The 23,120-nt window shown below is 45.4% G+C and carries 15 protein-coding genes; 9 read left to right on the top strand and 6 right to left on the bottom strand.

The window, feature by feature from the left end:
• Positions 1-170: 170 nt before the first annotated feature.
• The 8 genes from rpe (at position 171) to AC27KT_RS16105 (ending at position 9,242) form a co-directional block, all read left to right on the top strand.
• Positions 171-848 (top strand): ribulose-phosphate 3-epimerase, encoded by a 678-nt coding sequence (rpe, locus tag AC27KT_RS16140; protein ID WP_487131656.1) that lies wholly within the window; start codon positions 171-173, stop codon positions 846-848.
• Between the two features lie 37 nt (positions 849-885).
• Positions 886-1,893 carry a tryptophan--tRNA ligase gene (trpS, locus tag AC27KT_RS16135; RefSeq protein ID WP_487131654.1) on the top strand — a complete coding sequence of 336 codons (1,008 nt, stop codon included), beginning with the start codon at positions 886-888 and terminating at the stop codon, positions 1,891-1,893.
• 102 nt (positions 1,894-1,995) lie between these two features.
• Entirely contained in the window at positions 1,996-2,580 is a 585-nt protein-coding gene (locus AC27KT_RS16130; RefSeq protein ID WP_487131652.1) for an anthranilate synthase component II, read from the top strand.
• A gap of 292 nt (positions 2,581-2,872) precedes the next feature.
• Positions 2,873-4,039 (top strand): HDOD domain-containing protein, encoded by a 1,167-nt coding sequence (locus tag AC27KT_RS16125; protein WP_487131650.1) that lies wholly within the window; start codon positions 2,873-2,875, stop codon positions 4,037-4,039.
• Between the two features lie 529 nt (positions 4,040-4,568).
• Positions 4,569-5,777, top strand: coding sequence for an aspartate aminotransferase family protein (locus AC27KT_RS16120; RefSeq protein ID WP_474874278.1), 1,209 nt, complete (start codon positions 4,569-4,571; stop codon positions 5,775-5,777).
• A gap of 20 nt (positions 5,778-5,797) precedes the next feature.
• On the top strand, positions 5,798-6,835 hold the full coding sequence (gene astA, locus AC27KT_RS16115; RefSeq protein WP_014948020.1) for an arginine N-succinyltransferase: 1,038 nt from the start codon (positions 5,798-5,800) through the stop codon (positions 6,833-6,835).
• A gap of 13 nt (positions 6,836-6,848) precedes the next feature.
• Positions 6,849-8,318, top strand: a complete 1,470-nt coding sequence (gene astD / locus AC27KT_RS16110; RefSeq protein ID WP_487131647.1) for a succinylglutamate-semialdehyde dehydrogenase — start codon at positions 6,849-6,851, stop codon at positions 8,316-8,318.
• A gap of 117 nt (positions 8,319-8,435) precedes the next feature.
• The gene (locus AC27KT_RS16105) at positions 8,436-9,242 is read left to right on the top strand and encodes a 2-oxoadipate dioxygenase/decarboxylase family protein (protein WP_487131645.1); all 807 of its coding nucleotides are present in this window, start codon (positions 8,436-8,438) and stop codon (positions 9,240-9,242) included.
• A 106-nt stretch (positions 9,243-9,348) separates the two neighbouring features.
• Here the strand turns inward: AC27KT_RS16105 and AC27KT_RS16100 are convergent, their stop codons facing one another.
• From AC27KT_RS16100 to parC, 3 genes are all read right to left on the bottom strand, one after another.
• Entirely contained in the window at positions 9,349-11,517 is a 2,169-nt protein-coding gene (locus AC27KT_RS16100) for a putative bifunctional diguanylate cyclase/phosphodiesterase (protein WP_487131643.1), read from the bottom strand.
• Positions 11,518-11,529: 12 nt separating this feature from the next.
• Positions 11,530-12,066 carry a heme NO-binding domain-containing protein gene (locus tag AC27KT_RS16095; RefSeq protein WP_487131641.1) on the bottom strand — a complete coding sequence of 179 codons (537 nt, stop codon included), beginning with the start codon at positions 12,064-12,066 and terminating at the stop codon, positions 11,530-11,532.
• A 63-nt stretch (positions 12,067-12,129) separates the two neighbouring features.
• Positions 12,130-14,415 carry a DNA topoisomerase IV subunit A gene (parC, locus tag AC27KT_RS16090; protein ID WP_487131639.1) on the bottom strand — a complete coding sequence of 762 codons (2,286 nt, stop codon included), beginning with the start codon at positions 14,413-14,415 and terminating at the stop codon, positions 12,130-12,132.
• A 354-nt stretch (positions 14,416-14,769) separates the two neighbouring features.
• Between parC and AC27KT_RS16085 the strand changes: the two genes are divergently transcribed.
• A complete protein-coding gene (locus AC27KT_RS16085) occupies positions 14,770-17,889 on the top strand; it encodes a hybrid sensor histidine kinase/response regulator (RefSeq protein ID WP_487131637.1) in 3,120 nt (1,039 codons plus the stop codon).
• Between the two features lie 41 nt (positions 17,890-17,930).
• Here AC27KT_RS16085 and AC27KT_RS16080 read toward each other — a convergent pair whose 3' ends face one another.
• The 3 genes from AC27KT_RS16080 to AC27KT_RS16070 all read right to left on the bottom strand — a co-directional run bounded on the left by AC27KT_RS16080 (position 17,931) and on the right by AC27KT_RS16070 (position 23,076).
• A complete protein-coding gene (locus AC27KT_RS16080; RefSeq protein WP_487131635.1) occupies positions 17,931-18,626 on the bottom strand; it encodes a DUF2982 domain-containing protein in 696 nt (231 codons plus the stop codon).
• 164 nt (positions 18,627-18,790) lie between these two features.
• Positions 18,791-21,937, bottom strand: a complete 3,147-nt coding sequence (locus tag AC27KT_RS16075) for an efflux RND transporter permease subunit (protein WP_487131633.1) — start codon at positions 21,935-21,937, stop codon at positions 18,791-18,793.
• Entirely contained in the window at positions 21,937-23,076 is a 1,140-nt protein-coding gene (locus AC27KT_RS16070) for an efflux RND transporter periplasmic adaptor subunit (protein WP_487131631.1), read from the bottom strand. Before AC27KT_RS16070 ends, AC27KT_RS16075 begins: the two co-directional genes overlap by 1 nt.
• Positions 23,077-23,120 lie beyond the last annotated feature (44 nt).

The raw sequence follows: 23,120 nt of genomic DNA, 5'->3' as shown, positions 1-23,120 counted from the left end.
TCACCAAAATTGGGCAAAATATTAAATTAAGGTTACTGGTCTTAAATTCCAGTGAAATTAACCTTGTTGCTTCCTTTACATAGTAAAGAAGCGTGGTTTTGGGTAAACTTTCGCAACCTCAAAACGTAAGTGGCAACGTACTTTGTTGTTTTTGATTTAAAGGACATGTAATGAAACCATTTTTAATTGCCCCATCAATACTGTCTGCCGACTTCGCAAGGCTTGGTGAAGACGTAGAGAAAGTATTAGGCGCAGGCGCTGATGTGGTGCATTTCGATGTAATGGATAACCACTATGTGCCAAACCTTACGTTTGGGCCGATGATTTGCGAAGCGTTGAGAAAATACGGCATCACTGCACCTATCGACGTTCACCTTATGGTAAAGCCGGTAGATGACCTAATTGAGAAATTCGCTAATGCTGGCGCAAGCTACATTAGCTTTCATCCAGAAGCGTCAGAGCACATCGACCGCTCTCTACAACTCATTATTGATGCAGGCTGCAAACCTGGTTTGGTATTCAACCCGGCCACACCACTGCACTACCTTGACCACGTTATGGATAAACTTCACCACATTCTTATTATGTCGGTGAATCCAGGCTTTGGTGGTCAAAAATTTATACCTAGCACTTTAGATAAGGTGCGAGCAGTAAAACAGCGCGTATTAGAAAGCGGCTACGATATACGAATTGAAATTGACGGTGGTGTAAAAGTCGATAACATTCGCGAAATAGCAGAAGCGGGAGCAGACATGTTTGTGGCTGGTTCAGCGATTTTTTCTCAACCAGATTACAGTGATGTCATTGCACAAATGCGCGATGAGCTTTCATCATTATCAAAAGCTTAGTTTTTAACAGAATTTAACGTATTACAGGTAAAAAGAAATGAGTAATAAACCCGTTGTATTAAGTGGCTGTCAGCCTTCAGGACAACTTACCCTTGGAAACTACATGGGTGCACTTAAGCAGTGGGTTTCCATGCAGGACGATCACGATTGTCTATACATGATTGTCGATTTACATGCGATAACCGTAAGACAAGATCCGAAGCAACTTGCAGAAGCTTGTTTAGACGGTCTTTCTCTTTATCTAGCCTGCGGCATTGATCCGCAAAAAAGTACGCTATTTTTGCAATCTCACGTACCAGAGCATGCACAGTTGTCGTGGGTGTTAAATTGTTATGCCCAAATGGGTGAGCTAAATCGCATGACGCAGTTTAAAGATAAGTCTGCGAAAAATGAGAACAACATAAATGTAGGCTTGTACAGCTACCCTGTACTTCAAGCAGCAGATATCTTGCTTTATCAAGCGGATAAAGTACCTGTGGGTGAAGATCAAAAGCAGCACCTTGAGTTAACACGCGATATCGCAACGCGGGTAAATAACTTATACGGCGACGTATTCCGCTTACCAGACCCTTATATTCCAGAGTTTGGCGCGCGTATCATGAGCTTGCAAGAGCCAGAAAAGAAAATGTCTAAATCAGACAACAACCCAAATAACTTCATTGGTTTGCTGGAAGAGCCGAAAAAGCTAGCTAAGAAGATTAAGCGCGCGGTCACAGACTCTGACGAACAAGCCAACATTTATTTCAACCCGGCAGAAAAACCAGGCGTATCAAACCTACTTACTTTACTTTCTCTTGCTACGGGTAAATCGGTAAAAGATCTAGAGCCTGAGTATACCGATAAAATGTACGGTCACTTAAAGGGTGACGTAGCAGATGCGGTAGTATCGTTACTTGAGCCTATTCAAACTCGCTATGCTGAAATTCGCGCAGATAGAGCGTACCTAGATGACGTTATGCGCCAAGGCGCTGAAAAAGCATCAGCGCGCGCGGCAGAGACGCTGGCAAAAGTTTACAAAGCCGTCGGCTTCATTCCAAAGCCATAACCCGTTGCTTTAAGGCTTAAAATACTAACAGCATGAAGCGTTGATAAAGCGCTTCATGTGTAAAACCCTCATACTTTAGAAATACCAAGGACTAGCACTGCTGTGTTGCTGTTAATTGATAACTTCGATTCATTCACTCACAACCTTGCTCGCTATTTCACAGAGCTTGGTGCAGACGTCGAAGTGATGCGAAACAACGCTGTCAGCATCGACGATATTTCGCGCATAGCGCCTTCTCACCTTGTTATATCTCCGGGACCTTGCACGCCTAACGAAGCGGGTATTAGCCTAGCGGCGATTAAACACTTTGCTGGTAAAATTCCAATTTTGGGCGTTTGCCTGGGTCATCAAGCAATCGGCCAAGCGTTTGGCGCAGAAGTGGTAGGCGCACAAGAAATTAAACACGGTAAGGTGTCAGTATTATCACACGGCAATACGGGCTTATTTAACGGGCTACCTAATACGTTTAATGTAACTCGTTACCACTCGCTGGTGCTAAACCCTACCTCTTTGCCGCCATCGCTGCATGTAGATGCCTGGTGTGAAACGGCTCAGGGAACCAAGGAAATTATGGCGGTTTCACATAGTTACTACCCCATCTGGGGGGTACAGTATCACCCAGAATCACTACTTACCGAACACGGCCATAGTGTGCTTGAAGCCTTTCTTCGCGTTAAAACAGTTTAAGGAAATGAAATGAGTGCCGATAAACCGTATAGCGTAAAAGCTTACGCTTGAAAGCCGGTAAAACTCGCAATTCACTGATTTTTCGTTTAACTTTTGATAATTCAATTCAGTCACTGTACTGAGTTAGTGTTATGAAGAGAACAGCATAAGCGATACCTCACGTAGCTGAGCAGAAACCATACTTTCAGGTATTAGCTATCATTTTCACCATTAGCGTAGCGAAAGTTATAAGGCTCTGATGTACGATAATATTGCCGTTCACCGAAAAGTTATGAGCAGGAGTGCTTTTAATATGACAATGGGGGCAACCACACCGCCCACGATAGATGATCGTTTCGAAAATCTGATCATATCACCAGAACGTGTTCTTGAAATGCTAGGAAAGCTAAAGGTAGGTCAAGTTAGCTTCGAACAGTCAGAGCAAGGAGACGCACGCAGACTTTTACTCCACGTTGAGAAAGTCGCAATTGAAAGTAAGCGCCTGCAAGAAAAAACCGAAGCCTCTTACCTGGAATCTGTAAGTCACCATCTTCACGAAATTTTGCTTGGTGAACTGACTGAGCAACTAAGTTATACCGACGAACTCGTTCAGAACGTGCTTAACTTACCTGAAAATATCGGCGAACTTTTAGATGCTCTATCGGTAAAAGCATGCTCGGTTTCAAAGTTAGAGCCTATAGCCGCCACCATGCCATGGCTTTATGACGAATTGATAGTTGTTGTGAATACACCTCAATTCAGACGCAAAGATTCGCGAGGACGTATAATCGTCGTTGAGACGTTGCGCACGGCTTTAAGCTTTTTGGGAATAGAAAACTTGCGCACGCTAATACCTTCATTGATATTAAAGCGTGCCATGCCTCAAATAACCGACCCCTACCCGTTAATAAAGCAGAAGTTGACGCAGTATTCGACGGGGGTTGCACTTACCGCCAAACGGCTTGCAGCACTAAGTGACTTGAATAAAAACCAAGCCTACACGTTAGCGATGGTAAGTAATCTAGGGCGCTGCGCTGTAACGCGACTTTATTTCAAGCTGTTCGATAAGATCCAACTGCATCTTCTACAAGAGTGCCAGAAAGACAAAGAACAAAAACGTCATGAGGCTTTATTAAAAATTGCGCCGTCGGCTAACCATCTCATCGCCTTGCAACAAGAATTCGCTGATGTGGTGAGTGCAGATATTTTAGAATGGATGCACTTCACACGCTTATCCATTTCACAGCCAATGCGAGACTGTGCAGATAAACAGCCCACTCAACCCAAAACCTTAAGTAAAATACTGCATCAAGCACGAGCTTACACACAAATAAGAATGCTACATCAGTTGAAGCTCGTCGACATTAAAGAAGTAAAGCCGCTTTTTTCTGAGCAGCGCTATCCAGCAGGTGCACTTGAGAAACTCAAAAGCATGGATATTTTCACCCTCCCGTTGGTAAAAAACGAGGATGAAAAATAAGCTCAGTTTGCCTTTTTTACTCATTTAGAACAAATTTCGTGCATAAAAGTAAGGCAAACCTTAAATATTTTGTGGATATTCATGCACTCGTTATGCACTTAGCTTAGCAGTCATATTAAATACACTGAATTATTGACGATTACTCAACGACTCGACTGATTTTAGCGCTATTGAAAGGTAACTTGAGTATCGTCTGCTACAGCACGAAAATTATCTTGAAGCATAACAAAACCACCAAGCAGCGCTTTTCTTAGCGCAAAAAATGATTATTACTAATTGATATAGCCCAGTAGTTAATAGTTATTCACTTTTCCTGCAAATTAAGCCACAGTCCTTATAAATAAAGGGCTGCAGCCCCTTGCATAGAAGACAAATGTTAAAAAAAATGGCATACTGTAAAACAATTCCGATTAGTTTTTATGCGCCCAATTAATGCTTTTCGTCTCTCGAAGCACGAATAAAACGTACTTGTAGATTCAATAAGCACACTCACATTGTGTGATTGGCGCCCAACGCAGAGGTAACAAAGATGAACGTAACTCGCGCTACATTTGATGATGTAATGGTTCCTAACTATAACCCAGCAGGTATGGTACCTGTTCGAGGTGAAGGTTCGCGCGTATGGGATCAAGATGGAGCTGAGTACATCGACTTTGCAGGCGGTATTGCAGTAAACGTTTTAGGTCACTGTCATCCAGAGCTGGTGAAAGCCCTTAACGAACAAGGCAGCAAGCTTTGGCACTTAAGCAACGTGTTCACCAACGAACCAGCCCTTCGTCTCGCTAAGAAACTTAACGATGCGACATTCTCTGACAAAGTTTACTTTGCCAACTCGGGTGCAGAAGCCAACGAAGCGGCATTAAAGCTAGCTCGTCGCTGGGCGCTTGATAAGCACGGTGAAGATAAAAACCAAATCATTGCCTTTAACAAAGGTTTTCACGGCCGTACTTTCTTTACCGTAACAGTAGGTGGTCAAGCTGCATATTCTGATGGTTTTGGCCCTAAGCCTGGCGCTGTTGATCACTGTGACTACAACGATTTAGCGGCCTTTGAAGCGCTAATTTCTGACAAAACCTGCGCGGTAATGATGGAACCGCTTCAGGGTGAAGGCGGTATTATTCCACCTGATGTAGATTTCGTGAAAGGTGTTCGCGAGCTGTGTGACAAGCACAACGCACTACTTATTTTTGACGAAGTTCAGTCGGGTGTTGGTCGTACTGGTCACCTTTATGCTTACATGGGCCTTGGGGTAACACCTGATATCCTAACTACAGCTAAATCGCTGGGTGGCGGCTTCCCAATTGGCGCCATGCTAACAACGAACGATATTGCTGCTCATCTTAAGCCAGGTACCCACGGTAGTACTTATGGTGGTAACCCACTAGCCTGTGCTGTTGCGGAAAAAGCGTTAGATATCGTGAACCAACCAGAAGTGCTTGAAGGTGTACTTAAGAAAGAAGCCCTATTCCGTGAACTACTAGGTGCTATCAATGAAAAGTACAACGTATTTGAAGAAGTACGTGGTCAAGGCATGCTGTTAGGTTGTGCGTTGAATGAGAAATACCAAGGCCGTGCACGTGACTTCATGATGGCTGCAACGAAAGAGAACCTTATGTGTCTTGTTGCTGGCATGAACGTTATTCGTTTTGCGCCTTCACTGGTTATTCCTGATGAAGACATCAAAGAAGGTCTTGCACGTTTTGAACGCGCCGTTGCTGCCGTTGTAAACGCCGAATAATTACAACACGAGTAGCGAACATGAATATCATTCGCCCTATCACGAAGGCCGACTATAACGCGCTTAAAGAAATCGCCGTTGAATCAGGTATTGGCTTTACGTCTTTACCTGTCAACGACGAGTTGCTGCAGCGTAAAATTGATCGTGCAGAAACTGCGTTTAACAAACCAAACGTAACCGAACCTGGCGATGAGTCATACTTGTTTGTAATGGAAGATACCACTACCGGACAGGTAGTGGGAACAACAGGTATTGAAGCGGCTGTTGGTATAGACGATGCGTTCTATCATTACCACCTAAGCAAAGTCGTGCACGCCTCGCGCGAGCTTAACATTCACAACACGGTAGACATTCTAACGTTTTGTAATGACTACACCGGTGTTACTGAAATATGTACGCTGTTTCTTCGCGAACAAGCCCGTGGCGGCATAAACGGCCGCTTTCTTTCAAAGGTTCGATTCTTGTTCATGATGGAGCACCGTGAACGCTTCTCAGAGACAGTTATTGCTGAAATGCGCGGTGTGAGTGACGAAGAAGGACGCTCACCGTTTTGGGAGTGGTTGGAAACCCATTTCTTCTCTATGGATTTTCCTACTGCCGACTACTTAACTGGCATTGGTAATAAAGTGTTTATCGCTGAACTTATGCCTAAGTACCCGATATATGTAAATCTGCTTAGCAAAGAAGCGCAAGAAGTCATTGGCGAAGTCCATGACAAAACTCGTCCTGCTCTTCAGCTTCTTGAAGAAGAAGGCTTTTCTTGCCGCGGCTACGTAGACATTTTCGACGCAGGACCGACGGTAGAAGCAAACTTAAGCCACATCCGCACGGCTCAGTCGAGTTTAAAACTGCCTGTAGTGATTGACGATAGCGCTGCTGCCCAAGGGCAAACGCACTACATCATTAATACATCAGTATCTGATTTTCGTGCAGTTGCCACCGAGATGACGGTAAGCGAAGAAAAGCAAGTTGCCGTGCTATCTCGCCAAGCCGCTGCTGCATTGAATGTCAAAGAGGGAGAGCACGTACGCTTCGCCCCCGTTACATTCAGAGATTAAAAGGACACCCACTATGCTACATACACATTTTATCAACGGTGAATGGGTTGCCGGACAAGGTCATGACTTAGCGTCAATTGACCCTGCAAAAAACGAAGTGATTTGGGAAGGTAAGTCTGCGACCGCCGCTCAAATTGATGACGCCATTAACGCTGCTCGTGCTGCGCTTGTAGCGTGGAGCATGAAAACCGTTGAAGAGCGTCTTGAAATAATAAAGGTTTACGGCACTAAGCTAGAAGAAGCTAAAGCGCACCTTGCCAAAGTAATGGCTAAAGAAACGGGCAAGCCAGAGTGGGAAACTGCCACTGAAGTTGGCGCCATGATGGGCAAAATTGGTATTTCTGAAAAAGCCTATTTTGAGCGCACGGGCAACGTTGAAAACCCAATGCCTGTAGGTAAAGCCTTCATTCGACACAAGCCTCACGGTGTTGTTGCTGTATTTGGCCCATACAACTTCCCAGGCCACCTGCCAAACGGACACATTGTTCCAGCCCTTATTGCAGGAAACGCGGTTGTGTTTAAACCAAGCGATTTGACGCCTATGGTTGCACAAGAAATGGTGAAGCTATGGGATGCTGCGGGCCTGCCAGCGGGCGTACTTAACCTAGTACAAGGTGAAGTTGAAACAGGTAAAGCGTTGGCGTCGCATAACGATATCGATGGTCTATTCTTTACGGGTAGCTCACGCACAGGAAAAATCCTGCACGAGCAGTTCGCAGGTCACCCTGGTAAAATTCTGGCCCTTGAAATGGGTGGTAACAACCCTCTCATCGTTAAGGATGTGGCTGATGTTGATGCTGCCGTACATGACATCGTTCAATCTGCTTTCATTACATCCGGTCAGCGCTGCACGTGTGCACGTCGACTATTCTTACCAGCCGATGCACAAGGTGATGCAATCCTTGCTCGCTTAGTCGAAGTGACCAAGAATATTAAAGTGGGTGATTACGACGCTGAAGATCAACCATTTATGGGCGCAATGATCTCAAGCAATGCCGCTGCACTGATGGTGAAAGCACAGCAAGAGCTTGAAGACCTTGGTGGTAAAGTACTGGTTCGCCTTGAACAAAAAGACGAAAACAAAGGTTTTGCTACTCCTGGCATCATTGATGTTACTGACATGCTTGCTTCACTGCCTGACGAAGAACACTTTGGTCCACTACTTAAAGTGATCCGTTACAGCGATTTTGACGCAGCTATCGCAGAAGCGAATAACACCAGTTTTGGCTTATCAGCAGGCCTTCTGGGCGACAACGAAGAAGATTATCGCTACTTCTTCGCACGCATTCGCGCGGGCATCGTAAACTGGAATAGACCTATTACAGGTGCCAGCAGCGCAGCGCCATTTGGTGGCGTGGGCGACAGTGGTAATCACAGAGCTAGCGCGTTTTATGCAGCCGACTACTGTGCATACCCAGTTGCGTCAGTTGAACTTGATAAAGTTACTATGCCGGGCAAATTAAGCCCAGGCTTGTCGATGTAACCCAAGCTTTTCACGCTACAAAAAGGCCGATGCAGGATTTGTGTCGGCCAGTTTAGTACCAACCCTATACGAACTATTCGTTTAAAAATAGTCAACGACAGAAAGGACCCTACCACCATGCATAGCAACATCGATACGTTGTTTAGCAACATGTGGGACGATTACGTTACCATCACTCCCTCAGCACATAAAATTCATGCACTTTTGGCGGGTGAAGAAAACACGAACGATATCGTTAACGACCATGTGGCTTTTAGAACTTTTGCTTTAGATAAAACTCGCTTAGACAAGCTTGCTGCACACTTCTTAGCATTGGGTTATGAAGCGAAAGGCGACTATGACTTCGAAGCAAAAAAGCTTACTGCAAAGCATTTCGAGCACCCTGACGATACTAAACCCAAAGTATTTATTAGTGAGCTTCGTGTAAACGAGCTTTCTGAAACTGCTCAAGCTATTATCAAGAAGATGGTTGATCAAATGCCTGAGTCGGTAGTGGATGCCGATAACTTCTTGTACTCGGGTAAGCATTGGGACGTTACTAAAGCAGAATACGACACACTGCTTAACGAATCAGAATACGCGGCGTGGATGGCGGCATGGGGCTTCCGTGCTAACCACTTTACGGTAAGTGTTAATCACTTAACCCGTACTGACGAACTTACCGACGTAAACACATTGCTTAAAGAAGCAGGCTTTGTGCTAAACACCTCAGGCGGCGAAATTAAAGGTGGTCCAGACGTATTTTTAGCGCAGTCATCAACCATGGCGGACCGCGCTGACGTAGCATTTAGCGATGAGACTATGGCCATTCCGAGCTGCTTTTACGAGTTTGCACAACGCTATGAGATGCCTGATGGCAAGCTTTACAAAGGCTTTGTGGCCGCATCGGCAGATAAAATCTTTGAAAGCACTAATGCTAAGTAACGAGCATGCTTAGTCATGAAAAAAGCCCGATAGGGCTTTTTTTATTTGCGTGGCACACAGGGAACAACCGCTCCCTTATAGTATGCTGGTAGCGATTAAACGCTCACTAACGATTAGGCTCTGTAGTATGCCTTGCCAAGAACTGCTCGTAAGGCATCGGCTTATCGAAGTAAAACCCTTGCATTAGCTGAATATCGGCCTGCTCCATAAATGGTAAATAGGACTCCAACTCTACGCCCTCAGCCACCACATCTATTTGCAAGCTCTTTAACATGGCTATCAGGCCGTTAAAAAGCGCGTTTGCTTTACTGTCTTGGTGAATACCTTGAATTAAGCTTTTATCCACCTTAACGACTTCAAACTGAAAGCTTCGCAGGTAGCTTAAGGAAGAAAACCCGCAGCCAAAATCATCTAGAGACAGTCTAAACCCATGCTCTCTTAACGTATTTAAGGCTCTAAGCGCTAGTTTTTCGTCGCGAATAAAGACCGACTCCGTAAGTTCTAATTCGATAAACTCAGGAGAAACATTGTTATCCATGCAAATAGACACGGCTTGATCAGGAAACTTAGGGTCAAGCATCTGATTAGCGCTTATGTTCACGGACAGCGGAATAGCCTCACCTTGCTGCGACTCCATTATAGAAATGTAATCGCACGCCGCGTCCAATGCTTGAAGCCCTATGGCGCTATCTAATTTGTGTTCCTCTGCGATAGGAATAAAAACGGCTGGAGATACCACACCGTGTAACCCCGAAATCCAGCGACACAGCACTTCACCACCTTTCAAATTGCCATGTAGGTCGTATTTACCTTGAATATAGAAATCGAGAAGATGATTTTCTACCGTTCTTCGCAAGTCATTTACCATGCTGACCTGCTGGGTCATACTCTCGTAAAGCCCAGGCTCGTAAATGAAGGCTTGTCCTTTACCAAGCTCTTTAGCGCGATACATAGCGGCGTCGGCACACTGCACTAAGCCTTCTATACTGTCGCTGTGTTCTGGAAATTGGGCAATACCTATACTTGCTGACAACACGTACTCAACCGCTTTTACGGTGATAACGTCTTCTTCTATTTGGCTAATGAGCTGCTCTGCGCGTTCGCTGATCCCCTCTAAACTCTGCTCTGGTAATACAGCAATGAACTCATCACCTCCCCACCTGCCAACTTCACCAATGGGGCCGAACACAGCCGTAAGTAATGCACCTACCCGCTGAAGCTCAACGTCACCTTTTTCATGACCGGCGTTATCGTTAACAGCTTTAAAGCCATCAAGGTCAATAAAGACCAATATAAAGTGCTGCTTCTTTTGTACCAAATCAGCGATGGACTCACGCAGCGAATTGCGATTGGATAGGCCCGTTAACTCATCATGCAAGGCTAATTGACGTAACTTGGCCTCGTTGCGCTTTCTGTCGCTAATGTCTCGCATGGTCGCAATGAGATAGGACGACGTTTGTTGATAGGTCTCGAACAGAGCAATAGAAATATCTACAACCTTTATCTCGCCACTTTGCGTTTTTATCTTTGACTCAAATCGCAACTGCTTATCGAGTGCCAACTGGGCTTTATCAACTTTTTCTGCAATAAATATTTGGTTGAAGTCCAACCCAATACATTGCTCCTTAACCGAGGCAGCAATTAACCGAATAAAAGCATCGTTACATTCCGTGATAGCCAGATCAGGAGAGAGTACTAGCATTGGCTCCCTTGAACTGGCAAAGGCTGATGCCATAAGGTGAAAAGATTGTTCAGCTTTTCTCTGTTGCGTTATATCTTTAGTAGTTCCCACAATGTGCAGAGCTTCGCCGGCGCTGCCTCGCTCTAATACACGGCCTCGTAACCTTATCCATTGGTAGCTTTCGTCTAGCATTAAGCGAAAGGAGAATTCAACCCGATCCCGATTGCCATGAAGTGCCATAGTCCAGTGAAACTGAAGCCCTTCTAAATCGTCTTCATGAACGCGCTCTGAAAGCTTAATTAACGTGCCTGACCAAGTAGATACACTCTCCGAGTAGAGCGAGAAAGACCGAATTTCCATGATGTCATTATGCGCCTCCCAATTCCAAAAAGACTCTTGTGAAGCCCACAAAGCAAGCTCCAAGTCCTTTTGTGCTCGCTGGCTTTTTTGAAGCGAATCATACAAACCCTGGGCTTTTTCTGTTAGCAACCTTTCAGCTTGCTCTCTGGCATTTCGCTCTCGCTTAAAACGCCTCTCTAGTAGAGCAATCTGGTCAAGGGTATACGAAGTACCGCGTGATGTTTCATCTGACATTACGCGGCCCCACTAGATAAGAGACAGGCTAAATTCGTAAGTATGCGGCGTTTCTAGCTGGTGAGTTTCCCTTTCAAGTTTGCAATTATAAAAAGCCGCGGCGGCATCCATCAAACCTTCTGCTAGCGGATATAACTCCCGTTCTGAGTAGTATTGTAGGCGCATGGTTGTATCGCTACGAGATATCACTTTAAAGCGAGGAAGGTCTGCATCAGGATAGAGCTTTTTCACTTGGACGTGAATGTCGCCGTCTAAGTGCTCCAGCATATCGAGTATATCGTCTGTGTTTGCCATTACATCGCCATGCACCGCAGCCAGCTTTCCAAACAGGTAGAAACCAAAATCGTATAATAACTCGTTGGCAGATTTACCCGTTTTCTCCACCAGCACGCCTACCAGGCGTTGCATTTGCTCAAACGGGTAATATCCCACCGCGGTATAAGCGCCGTCGTTTTCTAACTCAGCTTCCATGATGACATCGTCAGCAAACTCGGGGGAGACTTTTTCTTCGAGCATATCAATTAACGATGTGAAAACTATGCCTAACATGTAAATTCCTCATTTGACCCTTTTATGAGTGTAGTTCACCTAAGCATAAGAACAACTTAAACTTTATGAGAAATCTTCAGATGTTTCCACTTTGCTTGGTAAGACAACTTCAACCGTATCAACCCGCTGTAATCCTCGCGGTAATTTGTTTCCTCTTCTGCCTCTCTCTCCCTGATAATGAGTAAGGTCGTCAGCAGTAAGTGTCATATTGCGTTTACCTGCACCCACTTTTATAGCCGCGCCATCAGGCACAACAGCAAGCACCTTCACATATTCTTCACGAGACTGTGATTTTGCAGACGGAATATTGATAAGCTTGTTCCCCTTCCCTTTACCTAAACTCGGTAAATCGCGCAGTGGGAACATAAGCATGCGACCTTCATTAGAAATACTTAGGCACCAATCGGAGTCTGGGTTGGTCACTGGCATGGGTTTCATTACTTTCGCAGCAGTAGGCAACGATAAGTAGGCCTTACCTGCCTTGTTCTTGCTTACCATGTCTTTAAATGTGCCGACAAAACCGTAACCGGCATCAGAACCCACTAAGAATTTGCTTTCATCTTGCGCCATAATGACGTGCTGGAAGGACTCGCCCCCCACAATGCTGAAGCGCCCTGTTAGCGGTTCTCCCTGACTTCGTGCAGACGGCAACCCGTGAGCGTCACAAGAGAAAGTGCGACCAGAACTGTCCATGAACACGGCTGGCTGGTTACTTTTTCCTTCAGCGCTGGATAAGTAGGCATCACCCGCTTTGTAACTTAAACCTTCCGCATCGATATCGTGACCTTTCGCACAACGTGCCCAGCCTTTTTCTGAAAGTACTACCGTTACTGATTCGGCAGGCACTAACTCTTTTTCAGACAAGGCTTTAGCTTCACCACGCTCAACAATTGGCGAGCGTCTGTCGTCACCATATTTTTCAGCGTCTGCAAGAATTTCTTTTTTGATAAGCGTTTTAAGACGGCGATCTGAACCAAGCAACTGCTGTAGTTTGTCACGCTCTGCGGCAAGCTCGTCCTGCTCGCCTTTAATTTTCATTTCTTCCAGTTTGGCTAAGTGACGAAGCTTAAGTTCGAGAATAGCTTCAGCTTGCTTATCACTTAATCCGAAACGGGACATTAATTCAGGTTTTGGTTTATCGTAGGTGCGAATAATTTCGATGACTTCATCGATATTTAGAAACGCAATCAACAAACCTTCTAAAATATGAAGGCGAGCTAACACTTTGTCTAAGCGGTACTGCAAACGACGCGTTACCGTATCTTTGCGATACTGCAACCACTCAGACAATATGGTACGCAAGTCTTTAACCTGCGGACGGCCGTCTAGACCAATCATATTCAGGTTAACTCGATAGTTTTTCTCAAGGTCGGTCGTTGCGAATAGATGCTGCATCAATTGGGTGACATCAATGCGGTTTGAGCGAGGCGTTATCACTAAGCGAGTGGGGTTTTCATGGTCAGACTCATCGCGGAGGTCGCTTACCATTGGCAGCTTCTTCGCCTGCATTTGGGCAGCAATTTGCTCTAAAATTTTTGCGCCGGAGGCCTGGTGTGGCAAGGCAGTTATAACAACGTCACCGTTTTCCTCGCCATATACTGCACGCATTTTTATCGAGCCACGGCCCGTTTCGTAAAGTTTTTGAATATCAGCCTTAGGCGTAATAATTTCTGCTTCGGTGGGATAGTCTGGCCCGTTCACATGCTCTAAAACGTCGCTAAGTTCTGCTTTGCTGTTATCCAGCAGCATAGCGCACGCGTTAGCCAACTCTCTTACGTTATGAGGTGGAATATCGGTTGCCATGCCCACTGCGATACCTGTCACACCATTTAAGAGAATATGAGGTAAGCGTGCAGGTAAGACGCTAGGCTCTTCTAACGTACCGTCGAAGTTTGGTACCCAGTCTACAGTACCCTGGCCGAGCTCGTTAAGCAGCACTTCCGAGAATCGAGAAAGCTTCGCTTCCGTATAACGCATTGCTGCAAACGATTTAGGATCATCTGGTGCCCCCCAGTTTCCCTGCCCATCGACCAATGGATAACGGTAAGAGAAAGGCTGCGCCATAAGCACCATCGCTTCATAACATGCAGAATCTCCATGAGGGTGAAACTTACCCAATACATCACCAACGGTCCTTGCCGACTTTTTGTACTTTGCGTTCGCGCTTAAGCCTAAGTCTGACATTGCATAAATAATGCGTCGCTGTACCGGCTTCAAACCATCTGAAATATGCGGAAGGGCACGGTCCATGATGACGTACATAGAATAGTTTAGATATGCGTCTTCGGTGAAGCGTCGAAGAGGAAGTTGCTCTACCCCATCGCGATTAATGATGATCTCGTCACTCATGATAGTTTTTTCGTTTTGTTATTAATACCAATAGGCTCGTGCTAGTGAGGCGGTCGTTTATGGGCGGTTTAGCGCACCACATAGTGAATTCACGCGAGCAATAAAGCTATTGTGGGGTAAACCGCAATTGTGTGCAATCCTTGAAAACATTTGTCATAACATTTGAGCGCTTAAAAAGGCTGTTTGACCTTTGTTGCGCAATAAACTTAACCTAGCGATTAAGGGCGTTGGCGCAATATTTTGTCATTACGTACATAGAGTGGTTAAATAGGGAAGGATGAATTTTGCCGTTCAATATTCACCCTAAAAAATAATAAAACCCTTATTCAAACGGTAATTAAAGTACAGATTAATATGGCAATATTTCGCTTATTCTCTTTTCTGCTTGTTTTGTTCGGTAGCTTCTTGCCCTCCTACTTACATGCCCAGCATATCGAGCAGCTTTTTGATGAACAAAGTACCCTTGATTTGTCAGATTCACTGTATTTTCTATTCGAAACCGATTACCAACTAACCATTGGTGATGTATCAAGAAGGCGAAGCGACTTTTTAATGCATCCACACGGTAACCCCAATTTTGGCTTTCGTAATAACGGCATGTGGCTGCTTACGTCAGTGACCAATGTTTCGAACGACAAACACTGGGTCTTTTCAATCAACTTTAGCCAACTGGATAGCGTTGATTTTTACTTAGTAAAAGATGGAAAGGTCATTAGTCAAAGTCATCAGGGAAAAGCACAAAAGGAACAACGATTTCGCGTGCCGACTTTTCGTGTTGAACTTCCCAACAGCGACCCCGTCGACCTTTACATTCGCATTGAAAGCCATTCATCCAGTCTGATTGCCCCGCTTCGCATCCAAGCTGAACCTCTGCATAGCAGTTACTTTCAGATGGACAGTTTGCTGTGGGGCTTTTTCTACGGTGGCTTACTCATTCTTGCGATTTACAATTTAGCACTGTTTTTCGGCGTAAGAGAAAAGAGTCTACTTGCGTATGTCGGCTATATACTGGCGGTAATTTTGTGGCAGTTTGTGTGGGGCGGGCATACACACCTATTGTTCACCCAAGGCATTCCATCATGGCTGGTTGGTCATTCAGAGCTAATATTCGTCATTATTGGTATAAGCTCAGGCTTATTTACCATGACGTTTTTAGAAACCGAAAAACATTGCCCCACTGCCCACCCCATTATCAACCTGTTATTGGTATGCCAGGTATTAACAGGGCTAGTGTGCTTTATCGATCTTCTCCCCTCTATATGGAAGAACAACCTTGTATATGGCGTAGGCCTAGTAGCGATTTTGAGCTATATCTACGCGGGGTTTGAGGCCTTCTTTAACAATTTCAAACCTGCACGCTATTTTATTTTTGCATGGAGCATGCTTGCCACCGGCGCTATTATTGGCATGTTAAGCCTTATCGGCGTGTTGCCCTCTAATGATTTTACTACCTACTGTTTTCAGGTTGGCGTTTTCCTAGAGGCAGGGCTTTTTTCTTTCGCGCTTATGGAGAAAAGCAGAAGCCAGCTTGAAAGTGAGGTGGAGCAAGCCACTAACGATTTGCGCAACAATGTTGAGCTTATTGAAGAGCAGAACGCGCGCTTAGACATTGCGCGAAAAGATGCGATCAAAGCCAGCAACGTGAAGTCTCAGTTCCTAGCGAACATGAGCCACGAAATTCGAACTCCGCTGAATGCGATACTAGGTTTCAGCAAAGAACTCAACAACGCGCCCTTGCCAACAGATCAACAGGAGCAAGTGCGAATCGTCAATACCGCAGCTGAAAACTTGCTCACTATTGTTAACGATGTTCTCGACTTTTCAAAAATTGAAGCCGGTAAATTGCAAATAAACAATCAACCGTTTTCACCCAATAAATTGCTCGAAGAAATGGTCACCATCATGGCTAAATCTTCGCACAGTAAGCGTATTGAATTCGTTTTTGACTTAAACCCACTACCTGAAAAGCTTATTGGCGATGTGTTTCGCATTAAACAGGTGCTAAATAACCTGCTCAGTAATGCATTAAAATTTACGTCCAGCGGAGCTATTACATTCTCAGCAAGTGGGCGCTCGTTACCGCACGGCATCCACGAGTTGAATATTACCGTTGAAGATACGGGTATTGGAATTAGCCGACAGGACAGGAAAAAGCTGTTTAACGCTTTTTCACAAGTAGACGATGCCCTTAATCGCAATTATCAAGGTACAGGTTTAGGCCTTGTTATAAGCAGAGAGTTAGTTCGCCTAATGAATGGCGACCTTACCCTTAAAAGCGTTCTTGGCCAGGGCTCAACATTTAGCGTATCCCTTCGCATGAATCAGTTAAGCCAAAAGTATTCGCTGACAAGTAGCAACGATTGGAAAGGGAAAAGCGTTGTGATATTCGATCCCATTCCTGCAACCCGTCGCTCAAGCGCTAACATGTTATCTATTTTGGGCGCGAATATCATTTCAGTGGAGTCATTGGACTACCTAGCTACACTAGATGGTCAATATGACTTTTTCATGGCAACAGTACCGGTAAGTAAAATGTCGCTACGTGATACTTTTCTTAGCCGGTTTGTACAATTCCCGGCTCAAAAACGAATTCTCTGGTACTCTGGACCCGAACCGTTTGCTCAATATCCCAGCCTTTCGCAACATTTCCATTCCCAAGTGCGCATGCCCATTACCTTGACTAAATTGGATAGTTTGGTGAATCAGCACGCGACACCGGCAAAAAATGCGATGCAGGAGAAGATTGGCAGCCTCCCCAGTGTAAAAATATTAGCCGTTGATGACATGGAAATGAATTTAAAGCTCCTGCATACATGGCTTGATCATTCACCTGTAGAGCTTATCACGACAATTAGCGGACAAGACGCCGTTAACCAGTGTCAAACGCAAGAATTCGACCTGATTTTGATGGACGTTCAGATGCCGGGGATGGACGGCATTCAAGCTACCAGAGAGATCCGTAAGTCTCCTATAAATATGGGCACGCCCATCATTGCCGTTACTGCACATGCTTTCAAAGAGGAACAGGAGCGCTTACTTGCTTCAGGTATGGACGACTACCTCCCCAAACCCATTGAAATAGAATTGCTAATTAATCTTATTAAGTCATGGTGTCACAATATTGAACCAGGAAAAATTGAATTGCCCTCTGTCGATTGGCAGCTCGCATTAAAGCGTGCTAATCAAAATCAAGCTACAGCAAGGGAGATGTTAGATGGCTTCGTAGCGCTGCTACCAGAATGTATCTATACGCTTTCAACTCTTTGGCAAAGACAAGATTACAACGAACTTAAAACCGAAGTGCACAAGCTACACGGTGCGTGTTGCTATACTGGTCTTCCACTTATGCAGCACCTTGCACATGAAACCGAAAGTGCGCTTAAACTAGGCCAACATAGCCTTTTGGATGAGCATTTACCTGCACTTATCGCGGAAGCCGAAAAAATATTACGAGAGAATAAATCTAGCCTTTAACGGTGCGTTTTTTGAGCTTCCAGTAAAGCATGTGTTTCTGATTAACTGTCTAGAGAAGACTGGCGTGTTTGCTGACATTGGGTAATCAGCCTAGCAAATTCGCTGGCGTCTCTGTCTAACTCTGAGCTTGCGATAAAAATGTCAAAACCCAGCCTTTTTCTTAGCTCTACCATACGGTGTGCTAGCATGGCTTTTATTCCCTTAATAACGGTGCCGTCCTCCATGACATACTGTTTGTCATCAAACATTGATTGCTCATAGCAGCTCCCCGATGCACACCCCTCATCGGTATTTTGCATTAACAAAGGTCGTTGCTCCATGAGTAAATGGGTAGCAAGCCTTGGTGAAATGGTATTGAGGAAATCTGTATAGCTTTTCAGTTTAAAACCGATTGTTTCTAGAGGAACATGGTCAAGCCCATGCCGCACACGGGGGCAATCTGCACGCTGTAAGTTATCCCAATGGATACGCCAAGTGCCAAGGCGATGGCGATAGGTGATATAGTCTTTCGCTATCTCTAAGCTGTAGTCTGGCTCGCGAACCTTGAAATAGCCGACCAGTAAACACACCAGTGCAGCGCTCGTCAAAAATATACCCGCCAGGAACAACCAATCAGGTAAAAATGCCAGCCATAACGCCGCAATACAAAGACCTACGCAGCCCAATAAGATGCTGGTAATGCCGTTACTTTTCGATGTCGCGCGAATATAGATAGGTTCAATACTAGTGCCAGACATATAAATACACCATCAACATGATCACAGCCCAAACAATATAGAGTCTAACGCGCTTGCATTTCACGCAGTCAGTATGCCACCAGCGCAATATTGGGTTTGATTTTCGCATACGCTAACAACACTCTCTTATACGCCTGTTAAAAAGGGATAGTTTAACCCTAAAATTAAGCTAATGTTCTATTTCTATAGCGGTACCGCTGAAATGCCGCCACTATAGTCGGAGTAAAAACTAGCGATAGGATAACAGAGAAACCTACACCACCTGCAAGAACAACAGCCAGCGGCGGCCAAAAGCTCCCTTCACTGAACAACAGCAGCGGTATTAAGCCCCCCACCGTGGTAAAGGTGGTCGATAAAATATGTCGGCTACAACTCATGGTTTCTTCAACGATAGCTTTTGTATCCCCTCGCTTTGCTTCAGGATTAGCATTAATAGCTGCGATAACGACTATCGAGCCGTTGATTGCGACGCCGATAAGCCCCGCGCAGCCAAGTAAAGGATTAAATCCTACGGGCAAACCAGAGATCCATAAGCTGAACATTCCCAGCCCTACCGAGAGAATAGCAACAAGTGCAATAACGCCAGCCATACGCAGGCTAGTGAATGTCAAAATAAGCGTAGTAACCATTAGCACTAACAAAACCGGTGCATAGGTAGCAAGCTTACCTAACGCTTGCTGTTGTTCATCCGCATCCCCCGCCAAATGGATCCTATAGCCCTCTGGCAATATCAATCGACTTTCAAGCAAATCTCTTAATTGATTACTGGCATCAATTGCTGGTACACCGGGAAGCAAAAACGCTTGGATGCGATTAAGCCTTTCTCCATCTACACGGGTAATGCTGCTGGTTGCAGGCTGTAGCGTTAAATTACTCACTGCGGCCAAAGGAGACCAAGAAATAGCATGATCGCCGGCTACAGGTATGGGCATAGCATCCACACCCGTTACGTTTTGCCTGTACACCTCATCAAGTCGTACTCTAACGGGAATTTCCTCTGTACTTTCCAGCACAGAGCCGCCTGTAATCCCCGAGAAGTTAATTTGCATCTGATTGGCAAGCTCAGAAAGCGTTAATCCGAGGTAAGACAGGTTATCGCTATCAGCATTTATTTTAAGCTCAGGCTCACCCATTGAAATACTGGTGATCGACTGAGATATGCCGTCAACTTGTGACATCAGCATACGCACCTTATCGCCCAGGTCGTTCAGTATATTAAGATCGGGACCGAAGATTTCAACTTCAACAGGCGCGGCAATAGGCGGGCCCTGACCAAACGCCCGTACTACAATTTGTACTTCTGGGTAAGCACTATCGAGGGAGTGTTGCAACTTACCTACCAGCGCTACGGCATCCTCTACCGTGTGTGTTGACACAACCGCGTTAGCAAAGTACGGCATGTTGTCACGGGTCATCATTTGATTGTAATACACAGACGGTGCCGATCCGCCCACCAACCAACTGACTTGCTTCACCCCTCGCTCGTCACGAATAGCGGTATCAACCTTTTTAACGTATTGAGTAGTATTATCGATACTGCTTCCCTCTTTCGTCCACAGATACACTTCAAACTGATCCCTATCTGCGCTTGGAAAAAACACGTTAGCTAGCGTTGAAGATAGTACATAACCTGACAAGCAAAGTAAGGCTATAACCGGCAGCACTAGAACAGGCTGTTTTATCCAGCGACCTAGCTGTTTTTTGAAAGCCAGACTAAGCTGGGGGGCTTGCAATCCAACTTTCCACCAAGACTTTGATACGGTTTCGGTGGGCGAGCCATCGTGGTGCTTTGGTAAAAATCGAGCGGCTAACGCAGCGATTATCGTCAATGAAATAAATAGTGAACCAATAAGCGCCATAACCACACTTATCGCAATGGGCCCTACGAAGTCCCCTATATTTCCATCAAGCAGAAAAATAGGCATAAAACCGAGAATAGTAGTGAGTGTTGACGCCAGTAACGGCGCGAATAGGTGAGAAACACTTTTAGCCATTGCGCCCACCCGAGTTAAGTTGGGATCTTGTAAATTAATGCGTATTTCATCGGTGATCACAATGGCGTTATCAATAAGCAAGCCGATGGCAATAATCATCCCAAAAATTGACATTTGATGTATCTGCTCGTTATAAAAGCTTAACGAAAACAGCGCAAAGGCCGCACACAATGGTAGTGCTAAACCCACAATCCACGCTGCTCGAAATCCCATAAACAATAGAATGACCATCATGACAACAGCACACCCCATAAGCAGGTTCATCGATAAGTCAGCCAAGCGGTTCGCCGTATATTCGTTTTGCTCAAATGCTATTGTCGCAGTCAGAGTTCCGCTGAAATCTTTATTAAATTGCTCGACTACCGCTAACGCATTTTTAGTCCATACATCAGACCGTAGCGAAGGCTGCATTCGGGCTGCTACAAAAATTGACTCTTCACCGTTTAAAAAGGCTACCTCGCCTCTCGGCGTGGCGTAACTGCGCTCTACCGACGCCACATCTTCTACCCTTAAGTAGCGGCCTTGCGCGTTCACCAAAGGAATTGACGCTATCATATTGACGCCATTTAACCCTTCCCCCACTGTGAAGCGTACGTTGCTTTGCTCGGTGTTCAGCATGCCAGCTGGCAACTTGGGATCGGCACGACTAATTGTGTTGCTAACCTGCTGCAGTGTAAGTCCTGTGGCGGCAAGCTTAATAGGGTCTATATTGACACTGATTTCTTCCTGCGGTGCGCCGTATACACGTACGAGTTCAGTTCCATTAACGTTGCGAAGGCGGTCTGTCAGTTCTTGGGCCAATCGAGCAGTTAGCGTAATAGGGGTATTTTCAAAATGGTCGGCACGTACAGAAAGCAACAAGGTGAAGGCGGTTGCCCCGCGTTTTTCGTCAAATATTGGCGCCATTGCGCCTTGTGGAAAAGACTCAGCGGCTGCACCTATTGCATCGCGAATTTCACTGAATAGCTGCTCGTTGCTGGTGTTATTAATCCAGTCCTGAGTCTCAATTAAGATAATAGAAATACCTGCACGAGACGTAGATTTTACTTCCTTAATCTCAAATATTTCTCTTAACCTGTCTTCCAACACATCGCTGACTAAGGCTTCAACCCGCTCGGCTGATGCACCTGGGTATTGAGTGATAATCAACGCATTTCTTGTATCTATTCGAGGGTCTTCAATACGTGGCAATGAGCCCAATGCTGATAAGCCTGCGGTGATCAAAATTAACAAGCTTAAAATCAGCAAATGGCCGCGTCGATAAAACAGCGTGTACCAAGGATAGGGTTTATCGGTGTCGACATTGAATGACTTCATTAACGCGCCCCAGCTTGCTGATGACTGGGAATAGCTACCATCTGCCCTGGCGCTAATTTATGCGTCCCTTCATCAACATATATATCACCGTCTTCAAGTGCGCCGCGAACAAACGCCTTGTTGCCATCGGTGTATACCACTTCTACCACACGTGCTTGCAAGGTGGCGTTTCCTTCTTTTGGTAACACAAAGACACGCCATAGACCCCTAAGCCCATTGCTTAGTGCGTTAACTGGAAGCCATGCGCCAGTTTCAGAATGAGAGCGGAACGCAGACAAAATGGCCATATCGCCGGGGCGTACACGTGCATTGCTATTAAGGGTAACAAGGATATCAACGGTTCGAGTTTGCACGTTGCGCGTAGGGAGGCGCTGGGATACCGTCCCTGCTACATCTATATCTCCAACGCGCACAAGCACGGGTTCATTTACGTCAAATTGCTCTACAACGTCAGCGGGCACCGCAAAGCGCGCCTGATAATTTTCACTGCTTGTTATACCAAACACAGGACTGCCTGCGCTCACCACACTACCTTCATCGAAAAAGCGGCGATTGACGACACCATCGAACGGTGAAAAAAGTGTGGTTTTTCTTATCTCCACATTAAGAGATTCGAGGGCGGCTTGCACCTCACTTAATTGGGCTTTCGCAACATTTAAATTCGCTTTTGCTTCATCTAATCGTTGTGCGGATTCTAGCTTTCTTTCTACCAATGACTTGGTTCTATCGCTGTTTACTTTCGCAAGAGCAAGGTCAGCATTTGCGCGTTCAATTGCAGCTTGGAGTTCTCTTTTTCTCGCAGTAAGACGCGCAATGTCTTGTTGCGCAAGCATGTCGCCTTTCTTTATCACATCGCCTTCTTCAACAAGCATTCGAGTTACCTGGCCAGCAACGTCAAACGATAACGACGTTGCCTTAGGTGATTCAACTAAGCCAAACACATTGATAGGTGTTTCGAAGCCTGTCTGAATCTTTACTTGGCCAGTAGACACCGCCACGGGCAGCCTTGCCTCTGGCGTTTGCGTTGCGTTGCCCAAACCGGCCGTCATCAGTAATACCACCAATGCTGCTGTAAAAACGGCAATCGAAATAAGTAACGTAAATTTGCCACTTTTAGACAGTGAATTTGCAGCAGTCATAACAGTTCCTTTAACCAGTTTAGCGAATGCTTTAGGCTATATTT

The organism is Alteromonas sp. 5NW40-0090, assembly GCF_057552975.1.
The sequence above is the reverse complement of the archived record's forward strand: the minus strand, read 5'-3'. Positions and strand labels throughout refer to the sequence as shown.